The following is a 16,548-nucleotide window of genomic DNA, read 5'->3' on the forward strand; positions in this document are numbered from 1 at the left end:
TTAATGGTTTAGTTTAGGATTCGTGGGCTTCGCTCATCTTAATCAGCGCAAACAAAGCATAATTGACGATATCTGTATAGTTGGCATCAATGCCTTCTGAGATAAGGGTTTTACCTTCATTACGCAGAATCTGTTTGATGCGAAGCAGTTTTGTAAGGATAAGATCTACGAAAGACTCTTGGCTCATATCTCTCCATGCTTCGCCATAGTCGTGGTTCTTGGCAAGCATAACATCTTCCACTTCCTTCGCGTACTTATTATAAAGGGCTTCAACTTCCACCACAGGAAGGTCCGTATAGGGGTTCCCGTGTTGTTGGAGTTGAATCATCCCGATGATACCATAATTAACAATCGCCTTGAATTCCCCTTCAATGTTGTCTGCCACTTTCTGTACGCCTATTTCCTGGATGGTACGGATACGCTGTGCTTTGATGAACAACTGATCCACCACGGAGATAGGTCTTAATACTCTCCAGGAAGTACCGTAATCTTTCGTTTTCTTGATAAAAATATCCTTGCAACCATCAAACGCAGCATGGTATTGTGCTAAAGTATCCATAATTCAGAGGCTAAAATCATAAATTGCATGCAGGGAACGGATATAAATCCTGTTCACCTTGCTTACATTACGTAAATTGCAGGGCAAAATAAAGAATTTCAGCTAAACAGGCGGAACTATTACGATGAAAACTAACCATATCAACACATCTCATCCACTTTCCATCAACTGCAGGGGCAGGTTACTATCGCTTGCAGCGCCGGTGGTCATGGGGATTATCAATGTGACCAACGATTCATTTTACGAGGGGAACCGCATGCGGGAACTCCACCATGTAGTAGAAAAAGCTGGCAAGCATTTGTCAGAGGGCGCTACTATTCTTGACTTGGGGGCACAAAGCTCTAGGCCAGGAGCCACAGTTGTAGGTCCAGAAGAAGAATTGACCCGTTTGCTGCCTGCTATTCATGCTATTTTGCATCAATATCCGGAAGCGATTATTTCTGTTGATACCTGGTATGCCCAGGTCGCAGAAAAGACCGTACATGCGGGAGCCGCCATTATCAATGACATCAGCGCCGGCGATCTGGATGCAGATATGATTCCGGTAGTTGGTAAACTACAGGTACCCTATATTGCCATGCATATGCAGGGCAAGCCTGCTACGATGCAGCAAAATCCAAATTATGAGAACGTAGTGCGGGAAGTATTAGATTACTTGATACAGAAGCTTGCGGTTTGCCGGGCTGCTGGTATCAAGGATTTTATTGCAGATCCAGGTTTCGGTTTTGGCAAAACATTGGCGCATAATTATGCATTAATGCAACACCTGCATGTGTTTACCACCGTGCTGCAAACCCCAGTGTTGACGGGTATTTCTCGTAAATCGATGATTTACCGCTTGTTGGAGACGACTCCCGAAGCTGCCTTGAACGGCACTACCGTGTTGAATACAATAGCCTTGCAGCAGGGCACCCATATATTACGCGTACATGATGTAAAGGAGGCCGTAGAAGCGGTCAGGATAACAGCACAATTGAAGAGCTAAAAGCATAACCATTTTAATCTTATGAAGGAAGTAATACAATTTTACGGATATGAGTTTCGCTGGCTGGAGTTATTGGACCTGGTTATCGTTATTTTTCTAATTATACAGTTATACAGACTGCTGAAAGGGAGTCTGGCATTTAATATTTTCGTCGGACTACTCATGATTTATGCCGCCTTTTTCCTCGTGAGGGCGCTGCGCATGCCGATTCTGACAAATATTCTGCAAAACTTTATCAATGTAGGCTTGATTGCCATCATTATTATCTTCCAGCCGGAAATCAGGAAATTCTTGTTGGTGCTGGGAAAGAAAACACCATTGTCGAAAGACAGTTTTCTCACCAAATTATTCCTACCTGATAAATTCAAGAGCTACAAAGACGAAGAAAATATCATCAATGAAATCATTATTGCCGTTAGTAGGATGATGAGCACACATACCGGTGCATTGATAGTGGTGGCTACTACTTATCGTCTGAAATTCGACACGGCATCTAGTATTCCTATTGATGCCAATGTTAGTTCCAAGCTGATCGAAAGTATATTTAACAAGCACTCCCCTTTACATGATGGGGCCTTGATAATTGTAGGCAACAAAATGTTGGCAGCAAAGGTGATACTACCTGTATCTGAAAACCCGGATCTCCCGACCCGCGTGGGCTTAAGACATAGGTCGGCAGTAGGTATCACCGAACATAGTGATAATCTGGCTATTATCGTTTCAGAAGAAAGAGGTACTGTATCCTATGCACAGGATGGAAATCTGACACAGGATGTATCTTTAGAAGACCTGAAAGTAAAATTATATGAAGTACTGATAGACGGCTATGCCTGAGATGATGTAACTTTATAGCAGAACAGATAAAAGAAGATGAAGGATAACGGGATCATATTATTTGACGGCGTCTGCAACTTTTGTAATGCGTCTGTGAATTTTGTGATACGGCACGACCGGCAGGGGTATTTCCGCTTTGCACCGTTGCAATCAGCTATAGCAGCGGATCTATCCCAGCAGTATGGATTTGATACCAGTGCCCAATCTTCTTTTATTTTAGTAGAGAACGGGAAAGTCTATACGAAAAGTACGGCTGCTTTGAGAGTAGCAAAGAAATTGAATTTTCCGGTGAGACTCTTGTACATTTTTATGATAGTGCCTGCATTTATACGGAATGGGGTGTATAGTTGGATAGCGCGGAACCGGTACCGTTGGTTTGGGAAGAAGGATGCCTGTATGGTACCGACACCTGACATACGTAGCAGGTTTATGATATAAGGACTGTATTAGATTAAATAAAACGCCCTCCTTTGCAATTGCAGGGAGGGCGTTCTCTTTATGGTAAGAAAGATTATTTCTTAACAGGAGCTGGAGCTACAGGAGCAGCAGGAGCAGGAGCAGCAGCGCCTGGTTTGATATCAACCAGTTTCACATCAAATACCAGGATAGAGTTACCTGGGATTGCTGGAGGTGAACCTTGCAGACCGTAAGCCAGTGTAGAAGGAATTACCAGCGTAGCGGTAGAACCTTTTTTCAAGTGAGACAAACCAGCATCCCAACCTTTGATCACGAAACCGCGACCGATAGGGAATTTGATTGGTTCCAGTGGCATACCAGGACGCAGGGTAGAATCCATAGAAGAATCGAATACTTTACCGTTGGTCAGTTTACCAGTGTAGTGAACGTAAACGGTATCGCCAGCGTTTGGAGTAGCGCCAGTACCTTCTTCTTTCACAGCTACATAAACGCCTTCTGCATTTTTAGTAGCGTTGATTTTGTTTTTCTCCAGGTATTCTTTGATCAGCTTTTCATCTTTTTCTTTCTGAGCAGCAGCAGAATATTTGCTTTCAACAATGAAAGTGATTTTCAGCTTGTCGCCTTTTTTACCGAAAGTTGGACGCTGCATTGGAGGAAGAGAGTCCCAAGGAATGATAAAAGTAGTACTGTCACCTTCATGGAGGAGTGCAATACCTTCCATCAGGTCGAATTTATCCTGAGGTTTAGAAACCACCAAAGGAATTGGTCCACCAACTACTGTACGGGAAGCACCCAGCAGGGAGTCGTTGATTTTTTGTACAACGTTCACCAGCGCGGTATCTCCGATTTTCAACTGAGGGCCGCTACCTGCTTTATGTACGATATATTCAATACCGCTTGGTGTTTTTTTCACACCACCACCGCAACTTGCCAGGAACAGGCCCAGCGCTGCGACTAATAAATGATTGTTTTTTTTCATTTGACTGTATTAGTAGGTTCTAGTACTTTGAAGCAAGTTATTGTAATTGTTCTTCATTTTCCCTGATGGCCTTGATAAATCTTTCGATGGTTTTATCCAGTGGGTCGGTACTTCTGCCGCCGGAAGCGTTGAAGTGGCCGCCGCCATCGAAATATTTACGGGCGAAGGTATTAACATCGAAATCACCTTTGGAGCGGAAAGAGAGCTTCACTTCCACGTTCCGATCGATGATCAGTGCCGCTAATTTAATACCCTGAATGGAAAGAAGAAAATTTACAAGGCCTTCTGTATCCCCCGTCATGAGATCGAACCGTTTGAGGTCCGAGTAAGGGATGGCCAGCATGGCTGTATTATATTCATAGAATACCTCCATTCTGTTGAGCAGACTATGACCGAGGAATCGGAGTCTATTTTCCAGGAAGTTATCGTAGATATTCTGGTGGATTATTTCGTGTTTAAGTCCTCTGTCCATCAGGTCGGCCACCATGCGGTGTACTCTTGCTGTGGTGGAAGAAAAACGGAAAGAACCGGTGTCTGTAACGGTACCTGCATAGATGCAAGCAGCGATATCCAGGTTTATGTATTTCTCCTCTCCTAGTTTATAGATCGTTTCATACACCAGTTGGGCCGTAGAACTGGCGGAAGTATCGCTAACACCGTAGTCGAAGCTAGGTTGCGGTTCCAGGTGATGATCGATCAGGATTTTAGTGCATTCCAGTTTTTCCAGGAATGGCGCCATGTTTTTGGTGCGGTAGATCGCATTGAAATCCAGACAGAACAGGAGCTGCACCCCGTCGAGGGCCGCCATTGCTTTATCATTAGAGGATTCGAAATCTATCACCAGGTCAGCAGCGGGCATCCATTTCAGGAAATCCGGAAAATTTGTGGGAGAGATTACAGTTACTTCATGGCCTTTCTGGATCAGGTAGTGATACATTGCCAAAGATGATCCCATCGCGTCCGCATCTGGCTTTTGATGCATTGTGATAACCACTTTCTTAGGGCTTTCCAGCAAAGGCTTAATTTCCTCAATCGGCTTCATTCAAACTGTAATATTATTAATTTATAAGTCAGTGTTCTTAATAGAAAACGAAGTGCGAAGATCTTTATTTGGGGCAGAATTTCAAAATTTTTTACCACTAAAGAAAATGTAATTACTTTTGCGGCCTAAATCAGTAATCCGGAATTAAAAAACTATGGGTAACAGAACATTTACAATGATTAAGCCTGATGCAGTTGCAAACGGGCATATTGGCGGCATCCTGAACATGATTAACGAAGCAGGTTTCCGTATTGTGGCTATGAAAATGACACAATTATCTGCTGCAAAAGCAGGTGAATTCTACGCAGTACACAAAGAAAGACCTTTCTACGGTGAGCTGGTTGAATTCATGAGCAGTGGTCATATTGTGGCTGCTATCCTGGAAAAGGACAATGCAGTGGAAGACTTCCGTAAACTGATCGGTGCTACCAACCCTGCTAACGCAGAAGAAGGTACCATCCGTAAAAAGTATGCTGAATCTATCGGTCGCAATGCTGTTCACGGTTCTGATTCCGATGAGAATGCTCAGATCGAAGGTGATTTCTTCTTCAGTGGTCTGGAGAAATTCTAGTCTGTAATTACAGGTTAAAAATCATATTGGCCGGTGCTGAAATCAGCACCGGCTTTTTTTATGGAGATGAGGGAAAAGAAAAACGTTTTTATAAATATAAATTATTGGAAATCAATACTATAACTTGTTTCAGTTAAAGCAATATGCTAAACTCATCGCTTAAAAACAGTTATACATAATGACTATTCTTAAACTATCAGTCAAGACAACAGTTCGTCTCCCTGAAATCACCTTTTAAAAGCTACTTCCAAGGGTACTGAGTAAACAAGGAAACATAATGATAAACGGATGATTTTAAATACCTTAACAAACGTTATTTCAGGAAATGGTTTAAATAAAACGTAAATATGGATTATAAATCACATACGATTCGATTAACCAGCGCCAGTTTCCACATAACTTACACATTGCAGTTTTTTTCAGTTAACAAATATTCGGGGCCTATTTCCACTAACTACAACGCATATACATTTTCTAAAATTAAAGCAATTCACCACTATTCCCATGACCTCCTGAAAATTTTAGGAGTTATCTAATTACAATCGATTTAGCATTTGAAAAATGCACTTAACTTGCCAACATGTGGGAATCATTCCGAAAACTATTTAAAAGCTACCTCCAATTGGAGCGTTCCTTATCTACCAATTCTATTGAAGCCTATCTGCGGGATGTAGAAAAGCTGGAGGAATATCTCCAGGCAAATGGCAAGGAGAAACTAAGACCCCAAGATATTACCTTAAATGATTTGCAGGAATTTGTGCAATGGGTCGCGAAGTTGGGTATGACGAGTACTTCTCAAGCTAGGATCATTTCCGGCATCAAAGCCTTTTATAAATTTCTTCTCCTGGAAGATATGACCCAAGAAGACCCTAGCCAATTATTGGAAGCGCCTAAACTTCTCCGCAAACTACCGGATGTACTCAGCTTTGAGGAAATAGAACTGATGATAGCCGAGATAAAACTGGATAGCGCAGAAGGTCATCGTAATAGGGCGATACTGGAAACGATGTACAGTTGCGGACTTCGCGTTAGTGAGGTGATTGGGTTACAGCTCTCGCAGCTCCATCTGGATTCGGGATTTATTCGCGTAGTGGGAAAAGGGAATAAGGAAAGACTAGTACCTATTGGTACGGAAGCGAGCAAACAAATCAATTTCTATCGGCATAATATTCGTGTACACATGCCCGTTAACTACGGGGAAGAAGATACGCTCTTTCTTAACCGTCGGGGTAGTCCACTTAGCCGAGTAATGGTATTTCTGGTGATCAAGGACCTGGCGAAGAAAGCTGGTATTGAGAAAAATGTGTCTCCCCATACCTTCCGGCACTCCTTTGCTACCCATCTGGTAGAGGCTGGCGCGAATCTGCGCGCTGTACAGGAAATGCTAGGGCATGAAAGTATTACGACCACAGAAATCTACACCCATATCAATAGGGAATTATTGCGGGATACCCTGCAACAGTTCCATCCTAGGTTCTGATGTGGATAAAAAAATAAGGTTCCGCATTAGCGGAACCTCTCTCAAACATTGGGTGTATCTTTCACAATAAGCTGTCGATGCAGTACAGCGGATGAGCTTCTGAAACGTCCGCGACGAACTTCCGCCAGATGCTTCACACTGTTCAGCCATCCTGTAATATGTCGGGTGGCCCGGACAATAATCCCGGGTTTATATAGGATGTCAATGCTGCTACAAGGTGCAATATCTTGTCGTGCTACCACCATGGCATGCGACTCATCTTCTTCCCAGATCAACTGATCGTACTTGTATATCCGGAAATATACATCTGGTCCGAAATTGGGCCTGCCCTCCCGAATAGGGATCAGTTGCCCAGCAAACAGATCGCGTCTGGAGAAATGCATGGTATAGCGGCCATATTCATTGGTGAAAGCATCTGCAATTTTTTTTCCGGTAATGGCATTAAACGCGCTTACCTTCAATTGCGCCTGTCCTTCTCCATCGGCTCTATTTCTGACAATGCCGGTCAATACCCAGGCGCCAGCCTGTCGGTAAATATTTGACCAGATTTCCGCAGGAACTACATAGGCATAAGCAGCCAGGTATCCTTCCTGATTGCGTTTCCAATGAGGAATCATATAACTGAGATGAAAATTGCGCGACTGGCGGCTGCCATTTTTCGCAGGCATTTCATCTAAGCAGATGTCCAGTTCCAGTGGTTCTGTGAACAGGTGTAATTCATTCCAATGAAGTCTGAAATTCCCTTTGGGGTCGAGGGTGGTTTCAGCCAGTAATCTATCTGCTTTCATCAGTACCTCCCTCGCTGACAGTGGACGGAGATGATTGAAGATACCTTTTACAATGGTCATATGATCAGTGCCTGGATTACTTTCAGGCAGGTATACCCGGATACGTGCATTGGATAGTGGTTCAATACAGTCCTCCCCAATCATTGCAGAAATGTTCCCTATAAGCAGGTAACTCATAGTTTAATATTTTAATTAGGGGTTAACGATGATAAAGATGTGCTGCTTTTCGGGGTCAGCACTTTGCGATGCTAAAATTTATCTCAAAAACAAACATGGTAGAAAGGCCAATCATATTGTATGAGATACTCATTCCTGTTGATAAAATGAATACTGTCCGTTGATGTTACAAAGATTGTGAAGTTCAGGTCGCCAGTCAAGCGTTATTCAACTGATAAATAGGAATGCGTATTTATACGCATTTTTGGCAAAGTGTCCCTGAAAAAAGGTGACAGTTATATATAGTGTAAAAAATAGTAATAATTTTACCCGCATACTAACTATTACTTATTAAAACCTTAAAAACACACGTATGAGCGATTCTCAATCTAAACGCCCATCCATTGCAGATGCTGGCGGTTTTATTTCAAAGGAGAGGATGAATGAACTCCTGTCCAACTATGAAAAAGAACACGCTGGTCAGAAAGCTACTGATATTGTGAAAGCCATGTGCTTTTCAAAAGACAAAGTGCTAGAATTGCTGGCAGACGACCGTGCTGCTGGTTTAAGAATTTACTATGGTGTTCATATTGATGCCGAGGGTGATCAAATTAAAGAAAAGAAAATGGTACTAGTAGCTACCGATGCAGACGGTAATGATATCCTCCCTGCAGACGTTACACTGGATGGTGGCATCCAGGCGAAGAGTGCCAATTTAATCCTGGATGAAGGTCTTCCTTGCCCTAACTACTGCGGCGGTGGTGGCGGTAGTACCACTGGCGGTGGCAAGGGATAATCCCTGGTCTAATACACTTCTAAAAAGATAGATAGATTACTTGTGGTTACATTCATGCTAACAGTATTTTGGTGCATGTTGGGGATCGAATTTATAGTTCTGATCCCCTTTCTCCTTAAATACAGACAATTGGACCCCTCCTCGAAATGGATTTTCTTCTACATTCTGGGGTCACTGGTATTTTCATCAGGCTCCGTTCTCATTATGAACCTTTATGGGAATAATATGTGGTTCTTTAACCTCATGCAATTTCTCCAGTTTGTGATATTATCCATGTTCTACCTGACCTGTATCAAATCTCCCAAACTACGTTATATAATTCTCCGTCTTCCAATTGTGATGCTTTGCATCTTTTCTGTGGATTTCTTCCGAATGGAGGGAATGAAGTTTTATGATTCCATTTCCACAGGGATTAAAGCTGCGTTGATGATATTTTATGCTATCTCCCTTTTTATGCAGCAATTGGGAGATAAAGAGCTGATAGAAAAATCGATATACATAAACTCTTTACCTACTTTCTGGTATAATTCCGGAATATTCCTGTACTTTTGTTCAACTATTCTATTTTCCATTAGTTTAAGTTTGACACAAACACAAAAGGTTCAGGCTTCTATTCCCATGAATATGGTATACGTCACGTATGTGATTGTTTACACTGTTGGCAGTATTTCAATGATTCTCTTTTATGTTGGTCTAACTAAGACGAAATTATTGAAATATGCGGATCACTGATATCATTATCATCGGAACTACTGTCATGCTGATTCTGGCTATCGTGGTTATATTACTGGTAATGCAACAGCAGAAACAGGTAATTCAGCATAAGCTTATCATCAGAGATAAAGATCTTCAACTAGAGCGAGAGCGACTGGAAGCCATTCTCCAAGGAGGTGAACAGGAAAGAAAACGTATCGCGGAAGATCTGCATGATGAAGTAGGCGCACAATTGTCTGTATTAAAGTTAACCATAGGCGGACTTCAACCGCTATTAAAAACCGGCAATGGAGAAGCAGAACGCCTCAAAGAAACCAAAGAATTTACAGATACCATTATCCAGCAATTACGATTTATCTCCCAAAGCTTACATCCACAAGCCCTGGAAAACCTGGGTCTGGCACATGCCTTAGATTCCTTCTGCAGCCTGATGAATAAAAACAAACAGGTGAAGATAAAATTTAAGACAGACGCTTCCACGAATGCGGTAGATAAAGCAAAGGCATTACATGTGTACCGCGTAGTACAGGAATTGATTAATAATATCCTGAAACATGCGCAAGCTTCAGAAGTGGAAATCAGTTACCACAGCACTCCTTCCCTGCTTACTATTCACGTTGAAGATGATGGCAATGGTGCGCTGCTAGGACAGTTGGAAGCTGCCAGAAAAAAAACGGGTAGTCTTGGATTGAAAAATATTGAAAGCAGGCTGGATATCATAGGTGGTAACATTAGCTATAATCAACGGACGCCGAAAGGAACAATTGCTCAGATTCAAGTAGAGAACTATCAGCCTGCAGTACAGAATTAATTGATACTTATGTTGTTTTATTCTTAAATTGCCATCCGGTTGCGATCGGCGACCCGATTTTTTCAACTGTCGCACTGATGCTATTTTATCCTAGAAACAATCATGTAATTCTCTGTAAACTGTCCTCAAATGACACACCATATCAAAGTGGCAATTGCTGACGATCACAAAATATTTCGAAGTGGAGTCATTAATACCCTTATCCCGTACGAAAATATCAATGTCATCTTTGAGGCCGATGATGGCCAACACCTGCTGGATCTGATGGACCGCCAACAGCCAGATGTTATTTTAATGGACCTCAAAATGCCCAATATGGATGGCATTGAGGCTACCGTAAAGGTGAAAGCCAAATTTCCGGATGTCAAGGTGATTATCCTCACCATGTATGAGGACGATAACTTCATCGTACACCTCGTTGAAAACGGCGCCAATGCCTATCTCCTAAAAAATGCGGAGCCAGAAGAAATCTATGAGGCAATTTGTACTACCTTCGATAAAGGTTTTTATTTCAATGAAAATGTAAACCTAGCACTACTCAAAAAGGTATTACATAAAACGAAGCAACAGATCAAACCGACTCTCAAAAATGAGGTGCAACTGAATGATCGAGAACTGGAAGTTTTGAAGCTGATATGTAATGAACAGACTACCCAAGAAATTTCTGAACAGATTTTCTTGAGTCCTCGTACCGTAGAGGGAATACGCCAGAAACTGTTGGAAAAACTGAATGTAAAAAACAGTGTAGGCATCGTATTATACGCCTTTAGAAACGGCCTGATTGAGTAACTGCCAGCCAAACAGCCACCAATATTCTCAATATAAACCATGAAAACTGCTAGATCAATTGCCGTAGCTGCGAGCTGCGCATTTTTGCTGTATGCAAGTGCTTCCGTAGCACAAGTAAAAGTACCTGCTCCAAGTCCGGCGCAAACCGTTAAACAGGAATTTGCGCTGTCTAATGTTGAACTGAGCTACTCCCGTCCAAACACCAAAGGTCGTGTGATTATGGGTGATCTCGTACCTTATAACAAAGTATGGAGAACTGGCGCCAATAACGCTACCACCATCACTTTTGGTGAAGATGTGAAATTTGGCGGTACTGCTGTAAAAGCCGGCAAATACGGCTTACTAACCATCCCTGGCCAACAAAAATGGACAGTGATTCTCACCAGCAGCCTGGATGTTACCAAACCAGCCGATTACAAACAGGAAAATGATGTAGCCCGTGTAACGGTGACGCCTGTACGTACACAATTCGCACAGGAAAGTTTCACCATCGGTTTTGAAAATGTACAATACAATTCAATGGTACTGGCCCTTAGCTGGGATAAAGTAAAAGTACCAGTTGTCATTACTGCGGATATCGATGGTACCATCGAAGCACAGATCAATGCTGCTATGCAGACCGATAAAAAACCTTACTTCCAGGCAGCTATGTTCTATGCTGATCAGCATAAAGACCTGACCAAAGCCGTGTCTTACATCGACAAAGCTGCAGAAGCACAACCAGATGCCTTCTGGGTAATGTACCAGAAAGCTAGAATCCATTCCCTGGCGAAAGACAATGTCACAGCTAAAGCTGCGGCACTGAAATCACTGGAGCTGGCTAAAGCGGCTAAAAGCGATGATTATGTAGCGCTGAATACCAAGCTGCTGGCTACTTTGAAATAATCAAACATGCTTTATAATACAGCATGAGGCTGTATCAAAAAAAGAGGAGAGGAAGTGACATCACTTCCTCTCCTCTTTTTTTCGTCTCCCCTGCCCTGTGGGCAGGGCGACAGGCAAATTGATTTCGTATAACTTGGTGAATTATTTAGAGAGACGCCGGTCCACGAAAGGCTGTAAGATCAGCGCAAAACCGATCACGAGCAAACAGCCGATGGCGTTCAGCCAGAGCCAAGATACCTTGTCCAGCCAGAACATAATGAGTACAATGATCTCCGCTCCGATAGCGGCACAAAATGTAGCCGTTCCGCCGATACGCTTCAAGTAAAAAGCAACCAGGAATATCCCTAGTGTAACGCCATAGAACCAGCTACCCAGCACATTTACTACCTCAATCAAACTACCCAAACTACTTGCAAATTGCGCTACTGCAATGCAGAATATCCCCCAGATGAGCGTCCATATGCGGGACATCCGCATATATTTTTCTGGCGTCTCTTCTTTTTTGTACAATCGTTTATATACATCTACCACGGTGGTGGAAGCGAGGGAATTCAATGCTGCGGCGATACTCCCCCATGCGGCCAAAAATATAATGGCAATCAAGAGTCCTACCAGCCCTTTAGGTAAATTGTGCACTACAAAGTGTAGAAAAATGTAGTTAGTGTCACTCGCGTCTCCCGTAGGGTCAGCATTTTTTATCAACATCACGGCCTCCGACCTCACTTGCTGTGCTTTATCCTCTGTGGCTTGTAACGCGTTTTTCGCTGTAGCAATGGCGGTTTCTTCTTTTTTCTCCATTGCCGCCGCCAGCGTCTTTACTTGCCGTTGTTTTGCTGTACTTAAGGTGTTGTATTGATTTTCCAACTCACGCAACGCCGGTCCATGTGAGGTAGCGTATACCCGTTGCAGTTGGGCTTCATTAAAAAATAATGGCGCGCGGAAATAGAGATAAAATACAAATACCAGGGCACCTATGAGCAGGATCAGGAATTGCATCGGCACTTTTACCAATCCATTCATCAACAGACCTAAACGACTTTCCCGTACTGATTTTGCGCTGAGATAACGCCCTACTTGCGACTGGTCCGTACCAAAGTAAGATAAGGCCAGGAAGAACCCTCCTATCAAACCACTCCAGATATTGTATTTATCATTCCAGTCAAATTTGGTAACAATGACATTCAGCTTATTCATTTTGCCGGATACCTGCAAGGCTTCTTTGAATCCTATATCCGCAGGTAGCAAATGCACCACCATCCATCCCGCGAGGAACATGCCGGAGAAAATGACTACTAGTTGTAATGTTTGGGTATAAGATACCGCACGGGTTCCACCCGCCACTGTGTAGATAATCAACAATCCTCCCATAATCAGGTTCGTCCAGTAAAGGTTCCAGCCTAATAAAGAAGATAAAATAATACTGGGCGCACAGATACTGATACCGGTTGAAAGCCCGCGCTGAATAAGGAAAATCGCGGCCGTTAATGTACGCGTTTTTAAATCGAAGCGTTGTTCCAAAAACTCATAGGCGGTATAAACTTTCAGTTTATGGAATATCGGAACGAAGGTGATGCATAGTACCACCATCGCCAGCGGCAAACCAAAATAATATTGCACAAAGCGCATTCCGTCTGTATAAGCCTGGCCTGGCGCGGAAATAAACGTGATGGCACTCGCCTGTGTACCGATGATCGACAGTAAAACAATATACCAGGGCATAGATTGATTGCCCAGGAAATAACTCTCCATATTCTGTTTTCCCCTGCTCTTCCATACCCCATACAGAACAATGAAAGAGAGAGTAGCAACAAGTACAATCCAGTCTAACGAACTCATGAAAATGCTTTGGTGAATAAATAGAAGAGAACGATAAGCAATACCAGCCAGGCCACTACCAGTACATACCAGTAGTTCCAGGTTGGAAATAATGGAGGCTTCTCTTCATGCAGCGGTTTATCTGACATGGAAAGCGGAATTACAGGTTCAATAAAATCTGACGCCACATGCGTCTTATATACTTTTAGTCATGGTGACTTTTAGCCCACATGCTGCCGGTGAGCAGGCCGAGGCCAATACCGATCAGCAAGCCAATGTGAATCCGTTTTATTTCAAAACCAATTACCAGTCCTAAAAGAATACACAGCACCGCCGCAATGCGCAGGCGGGGCCGGTTATTCTTTACATTTTTATCGCTCATTAACTGCTATTTCTTTTTTGCGGAAATCAGGTTGACAAATATGCGATAAGCCCCTGGTACACCAGCAGGCAACTGCCTGAAGAATGACAAGGAAGTGTACACGTATCTGCCTTTACCATAATTCGTCACCAGTGTAGAGCCATCCAAAGGAGATTCTCCTTTGTCGCTCATGGCAAATAATTTATCATATGCCTTATCAGCCGATCCGGTGAAATACAATCCCAGTTCCTGTACCCATCCACTGAAATCAGCGTTATTGATATCATTTGGATAATGCAGCACAGGGTCTGCAGGGTGGAGAATGGTCACTTGGGCTTTTTCATCCGTAACTCTGTCGCGCGACAGTGAGAATGGATAAGGGCCAAGGTTGGTCATCACCAGCGGCGAATTTACGTTATACTGTACAAGATAAGTACCTCCATTTTTCACATATTCCATCAGTCGATTCTGCCAGAACTTCATTCTTGGATTGGTATTGTAAGCCCTCACACCAGCAATGATCGCATCATATTGGGCAAGGTTTCCGTTCATGATATCTTTTTCGGAGAGTTCTGTCACCTTGTACCCTACTTGGCGTAAGGAAGCCGCCACGAAATCGCCGGCGCCAGGGATATATCCCAGGTTATTGCCGTTATGTTTCAGGTCTACCGTCACCAGTCGCGCCTGTGCAGGAGGGAACAGTGTAATAACAGGAATATGGTCATAGCTGATACGTTGCAGTCCATCCGTATATACTTTCCCGTTATTAGTCATCGCCACAGAGAAAGTATCCACCTTGTTGGAATTTCCTGCCTGTGTGGGTTTTATCGTAAAATGAAATTCCTGTTCATCCCCTTGCTGATTGAAAGCGTAGGATTGCGTAGCTGGTGTCGCCACAAATCCGGCAGGTAATTTCAGGGAGATATCACCTTTCACACCTTCCGCCATCGCTTGCATTTTCACGGTTGCTTCCTGTGATTGGGCTCCTGTGAAAATAAATACTTGGTTAGTGAGATTGCCCGTCACCGGAGGGGCGATCACTAATGGCTCATAGAGCTCACCTTTCACAGGATCAGTGTATTTATATTGCAATGGGCGATGTAAGGTAAGTTCCTGGCCGTCGATGTTAAGGCGAATAGTGGCCTGGAGGGCAGGAATATTTTCCGGATTGCCTACCAGCAGCGGGTCTTGGATGGTATATGTACCCAGAGGATGGGGAGCATTCAACCAATAGGGCTGTGAAAAGGGCGTATTTTCCGGAACTGTAAACGTTTGTGGGAACGTATTTAGTTTATTATTTATAAGATCTTGTGCTGCCACTGCATTAGGAACGCCTGGGAAATCGGCCCCCAGTAGTTTAACCGGTACATTTCCCCTGTTAATTACCTGTAAGGTAGATTGTACTTTATATCCAGGAACGACAGTAGCATTCGCACTATAAGCTTCTGCCCAAAGGCCAGCACAGGCCAGGATCAGTTGTTCTGTTTCTTTCAATTTCTGGGATTTCCAATAACCGTCAGGAAGTCCTTGGATAGCCTTGCGAATAGCCAGTAATGCAGGTACAGAAGCAGCGGGATTGTCCATGTTATAGGCAGCAATGGCTTTGTCCACCATATCTCCAATAGCTTTACCACCGTTGATGCGGGCCCAGGACTGGTCTACCCCATCGAGGAGTTCTTTAGAAGGGCTAGTACCTTTAATGGTCTGGAAATACTCCAGTGAACTACCGCGGGTAGCAGCTACGCCGAAACCCTGGCTTTTGTGCTGGGATCGGCTTTCTGCGGCAATTTCCCCGAAGCCCTTGCCTAGGAGGGGATTGTATACCCCTACATCCATTTTAAACTGATCTTCCGAGGTAGTATTAATTCCGCTGAAGGTGTATGTATTCCAGAGGAGGCGTTTTGCCTGCCAGGGTTTTACATATTTCAGTTGTTCAGGTGCATAGTTAGGATCTGCTGCTAGGTCGAAGGCTTTAGCCGCAATAATGGCAGAGGCCGTATGATGGCCGTGACCAGCGCGACTATCCGCTGGGAAGCGGCAGATAATTACATCAGGTTGGAATTTACGGATGATCCATACCGCATCGCGGGTGATTTTATCGGTATCCCAGATGGAAAAGGTTTCTTCCGGATTTTTGGAGAAGCCGAAGTCCTGCGCCCTGGTAAAGAACTGTTCAGCGCCGTCAATTCGTCTGGCAGCGAGAAGTTCTTGGGTACGGATGAGGCCTAATAGTTCCCCTTGTTCGTTTCCGACGAGGTTTTGACCGCCATCTCCGCGTGTAAGCGAGAGATAGCCCGTACGATATAATTTTTCTTTGGCGAGATAGCCCAGTAATCGGGTATTTTCATCATCCGGATGGGCAGCGAAATAGAGAACACTTCCGAGGGTATCCAACTTTTTCAACTGCAGCCTGATATCGGCGGCATTCCAAACGGGTGTAGGCTGACTGTTGGCCGAACCGGCTACCAGCAGCAATAGTAACAAAGCCAGTGCGGTATAGATTCTTTGAATCATGTATGGTTGCGAGATTTACGGATAGTCAAAAATAGTAATTAATCCAGGCCGT

General features: G+C 43.6%; 17 protein-coding genes. 9 read left to right on the plus strand and 8 right to left on the minus strand.

Features of this window, described 5'->3' with window-relative positions:
* Positions 1-13: 13 nt before the first annotated feature.
* On the minus strand, positions 14-559 hold the full coding sequence (locus JO154_RS01135) for a DUF1599 domain-containing protein (RefSeq protein ID WP_291941131.1): 546 nt from the start codon (positions 557-559) through the stop codon (positions 14-16).
* A 124-nt stretch (positions 560-683) separates the two neighbouring features.
* Here JO154_RS01135 and folP point away from each other — a divergent pair, with 124 nt between their 5' ends.
* Genes folP through JO154_RS01150 form a run of 3 tightly spaced genes read left to right on the plus strand, consistent with a single transcriptional unit; the run spans position 684 to position 2,816 of the window.
* Positions 684-1,544 (plus strand): dihydropteroate synthase, encoded by an 861-nt coding sequence (gene folP / locus JO154_RS01140; RefSeq protein ID WP_291941133.1) that lies wholly within the window; start codon positions 684-686, stop codon positions 1,542-1,544.
* Positions 1,545-1,565: 21 nt separating this feature from the next.
* A complete protein-coding gene (locus JO154_RS01145) occupies positions 1,566-2,378 on the plus strand; it encodes a diadenylate cyclase (RefSeq protein ID WP_291941134.1) in 813 nt (270 codons plus the stop codon).
* Between the two features lie 36 nt (positions 2,379-2,414).
* A complete protein-coding gene (locus JO154_RS01150; RefSeq protein ID WP_291941135.1) occupies positions 2,415-2,816 on the plus strand; it encodes a thiol-disulfide oxidoreductase DCC family protein in 402 nt (133 codons plus the stop codon).
* 73 nt (positions 2,817-2,889) lie between these two features.
* Here JO154_RS01150 and JO154_RS01155 read toward each other — a convergent pair whose 3' ends face one another.
* Positions 2,890-3,774, minus strand: coding sequence for an FKBP-type peptidyl-prolyl cis-trans isomerase (locus tag JO154_RS01155; protein ID WP_291941137.1), 885 nt, complete (start codon positions 3,772-3,774; stop codon positions 2,890-2,892).
* Positions 3,775-3,811: 37 nt separating this feature from the next.
* Complete coding sequence (locus JO154_RS01160) at positions 3,812-4,816, minus strand: DHH family phosphoesterase (protein WP_291941140.1); 1,005 nt, start codon at positions 4,814-4,816, stop codon at positions 3,812-3,814.
* A gap of 154 nt (positions 4,817-4,970) precedes the next feature.
* Between JO154_RS01160 and JO154_RS01165 the strand changes: the two genes are divergently transcribed.
* Entirely contained in the window at positions 4,971-5,387 is a 417-nt protein-coding gene (locus JO154_RS01165) for a nucleoside-diphosphate kinase (RefSeq protein ID WP_073080495.1), read from the plus strand.
* A gap of 580 nt (positions 5,388-5,967) precedes the next feature.
* Entirely contained in the window at positions 5,968-6,867 is a 900-nt protein-coding gene (xerD, locus tag JO154_RS01170) for a site-specific tyrosine recombinase XerD (RefSeq protein WP_291941142.1), read from the plus strand.
* Positions 6,868-6,908: 41 nt separating this feature from the next.
* Here the strand turns inward: xerD and JO154_RS01175 are convergent, their stop codons facing one another.
* Complete coding sequence (locus JO154_RS01175) at positions 6,909-7,832, minus strand: hypothetical protein (RefSeq protein WP_291941144.1); 924 nt, start codon at positions 7,830-7,832, stop codon at positions 6,909-6,911.
* Positions 7,833-8,184: 352 nt separating this feature from the next.
* On the opposite strand from JO154_RS01175, the gene JO154_RS01180 reads away from it, so the two are divergent.
* The 4 genes from JO154_RS01180 (at position 8,185) to JO154_RS01195 (ending at position 11,806) form a co-directional block, all read left to right on the plus strand.
* Positions 8,185-8,607 carry a hypothetical protein gene (locus tag JO154_RS01180; protein WP_291941145.1) on the plus strand — a complete coding sequence of 141 codons (423 nt, stop codon included), beginning with the start codon at positions 8,185-8,187 and terminating at the stop codon, positions 8,605-8,607.
* Between the two features lie 718 nt (positions 8,608-9,325).
* On the plus strand, positions 9,326-10,132 hold the full coding sequence (locus JO154_RS01185; protein WP_291941146.1) for a sensor histidine kinase: 807 nt from the start codon (positions 9,326-9,328) through the stop codon (positions 10,130-10,132).
* Positions 10,133-10,261: 129 nt separating this feature from the next.
* Positions 10,262-10,921, plus strand: a complete 660-nt coding sequence (locus JO154_RS01190; protein ID WP_291941148.1) for a response regulator transcription factor — start codon at positions 10,262-10,264, stop codon at positions 10,919-10,921.
* A gap of 39 nt (positions 10,922-10,960) precedes the next feature.
* Entirely contained in the window at positions 10,961-11,806 is an 846-nt protein-coding gene (locus JO154_RS01195) for a DUF2911 domain-containing protein (protein WP_291941150.1), read from the plus strand.
* 141 nt (positions 11,807-11,947) lie between these two features.
* On the opposite strand, the gene JO154_RS01200 is transcribed toward JO154_RS01195, so the two are convergent.
* The 4 genes from JO154_RS01200 to JO154_RS01215 are packed head-to-tail and all read right to left on the minus strand — an operon-like array spanning position 11,948 to position 16,496.
* Positions 11,948-13,642: a sodium:solute symporter gene (locus tag JO154_RS01200; protein ID WP_291941151.1), complete on the minus strand. Its 1,695-nt coding sequence runs from the start codon at positions 13,640-13,642 to the stop codon at positions 11,948-11,950.
* Positions 13,639-13,770, minus strand: coding sequence for a hypothetical protein (locus JO154_RS01205; RefSeq protein WP_291941152.1), 132 nt, complete (start codon positions 13,768-13,770; stop codon positions 13,639-13,641). Before JO154_RS01205 ends, JO154_RS01200 begins: the two co-directional genes overlap by 4 nt.
* 56 nt (positions 13,771-13,826) lie before the next feature.
* Positions 13,827-14,003, minus strand: coding sequence for a hypothetical protein (locus tag JO154_RS01210; protein ID WP_291941153.1), 177 nt, complete (start codon positions 14,001-14,003; stop codon positions 13,827-13,829).
* Between the two features lie 6 nt (positions 14,004-14,009).
* Positions 14,010-16,496: a PIG-L family deacetylase gene (locus tag JO154_RS01215; RefSeq protein ID WP_291941155.1), complete on the minus strand. Its 2,487-nt coding sequence runs from the start codon at positions 16,494-16,496 to the stop codon at positions 14,010-14,012.
* Between the last annotated feature and the right edge of the window lie 52 nt (positions 16,497-16,548).

The organism is Chitinophaga sp. (assembly GCF_019236475.1).
In the GTDB taxonomy this organism is placed as follows: domain Bacteria; phylum Bacteroidota; class Bacteroidia; order Chitinophagales; family Chitinophagaceae; genus Chitinophaga.

What these genes read in the sequence shown, in the direction of transcription:
- JO154_RS01135 (WP_291941131.1), bottom strand. Translation starts at nt 559, where the DNA reads ATGGATACTTTAGCACAATACCATGCTGCGTTTGATGGTTGCAAGGAT.
- folP (WP_291941133.1), top strand. Translation starts at nt 684, where the DNA reads ATGAAAACTAACCATATCAACACATCTCATCCACTTTCCATCAACTGC.
- JO154_RS01145 (WP_291941134.1), top strand. Translation starts at nt 1,566, where the DNA reads ATGAAGGAAGTAATACAATTTTACGGATATGAGTTTCGCTGGCTGGAG.
- JO154_RS01150 (WP_291941135.1), top strand. Translation starts at nt 2,415, where the DNA reads ATGAAGGATAACGGGATCATATTATTTGACGGCGTCTGCAACTTTTGT.
- JO154_RS01155 (WP_291941137.1), bottom strand. Translation starts at nt 3,774, where the DNA reads ATGAAAAAAAACAATCATTTATTAGTCGCAGCGCTGGGCCTGTTCCTG.
- JO154_RS01160 (WP_291941140.1), bottom strand. Translation starts at nt 4,816, where the DNA reads ATGAAGCCGATTGAGGAAATTAAGCCTTTGCTGGAAAGCCCTAAGAAA.
- JO154_RS01165 (WP_073080495.1), top strand. Translation starts at nt 4,971, where the DNA reads ATGGGTAACAGAACATTTACAATGATTAAGCCTGATGCAGTTGCAAAC.
- xerD (WP_291941142.1), top strand. Translation starts at nt 5,968, where the DNA reads ATGTGGGAATCATTCCGAAAACTATTTAAAAGCTACCTCCAATTGGAG.
- JO154_RS01175 (WP_291941144.1), bottom strand. Translation starts at nt 7,832, where the DNA reads ATGAGTTACCTGCTTATAGGGAACATTTCTGCAATGATTGGGGAGGAC.
- JO154_RS01180 (WP_291941145.1), top strand. Translation starts at nt 8,185, where the DNA reads ATGAGCGATTCTCAATCTAAACGCCCATCCATTGCAGATGCTGGCGGT.
- JO154_RS01185 (WP_291941146.1), top strand. Translation starts at nt 9,326, where the DNA reads ATGCGGATCACTGATATCATTATCATCGGAACTACTGTCATGCTGATT.
- JO154_RS01190 (WP_291941148.1), top strand. Translation starts at nt 10,262, where the DNA reads ATGACACACCATATCAAAGTGGCAATTGCTGACGATCACAAAATATTT.
- JO154_RS01195 (WP_291941150.1), top strand. Translation starts at nt 10,961, where the DNA reads ATGAAAACTGCTAGATCAATTGCCGTAGCTGCGAGCTGCGCATTTTTG.
- JO154_RS01200 (WP_291941151.1), bottom strand. Translation starts at nt 13,642, where the DNA reads ATGAGTTCGTTAGACTGGATTGTACTTGTTGCTACTCTCTCTTTCATT.
- JO154_RS01205 (WP_291941152.1), bottom strand. Translation starts at nt 13,770, where the DNA reads ATGTCAGATAAACCGCTGCATGAAGAGAAGCCTCCATTATTTCCAACC.
- JO154_RS01210 (WP_291941153.1), bottom strand. Translation starts at nt 14,003, where the DNA reads ATGAGCGATAAAAATGTAAAGAATAACCGGCCCCGCCTGCGCATTGCG.
- JO154_RS01215 (WP_291941155.1), bottom strand. Translation starts at nt 16,496, where the DNA reads ATGATTCAAAGAATCTATACCGCACTGGCTTTGTTACTATTGCTGCTG.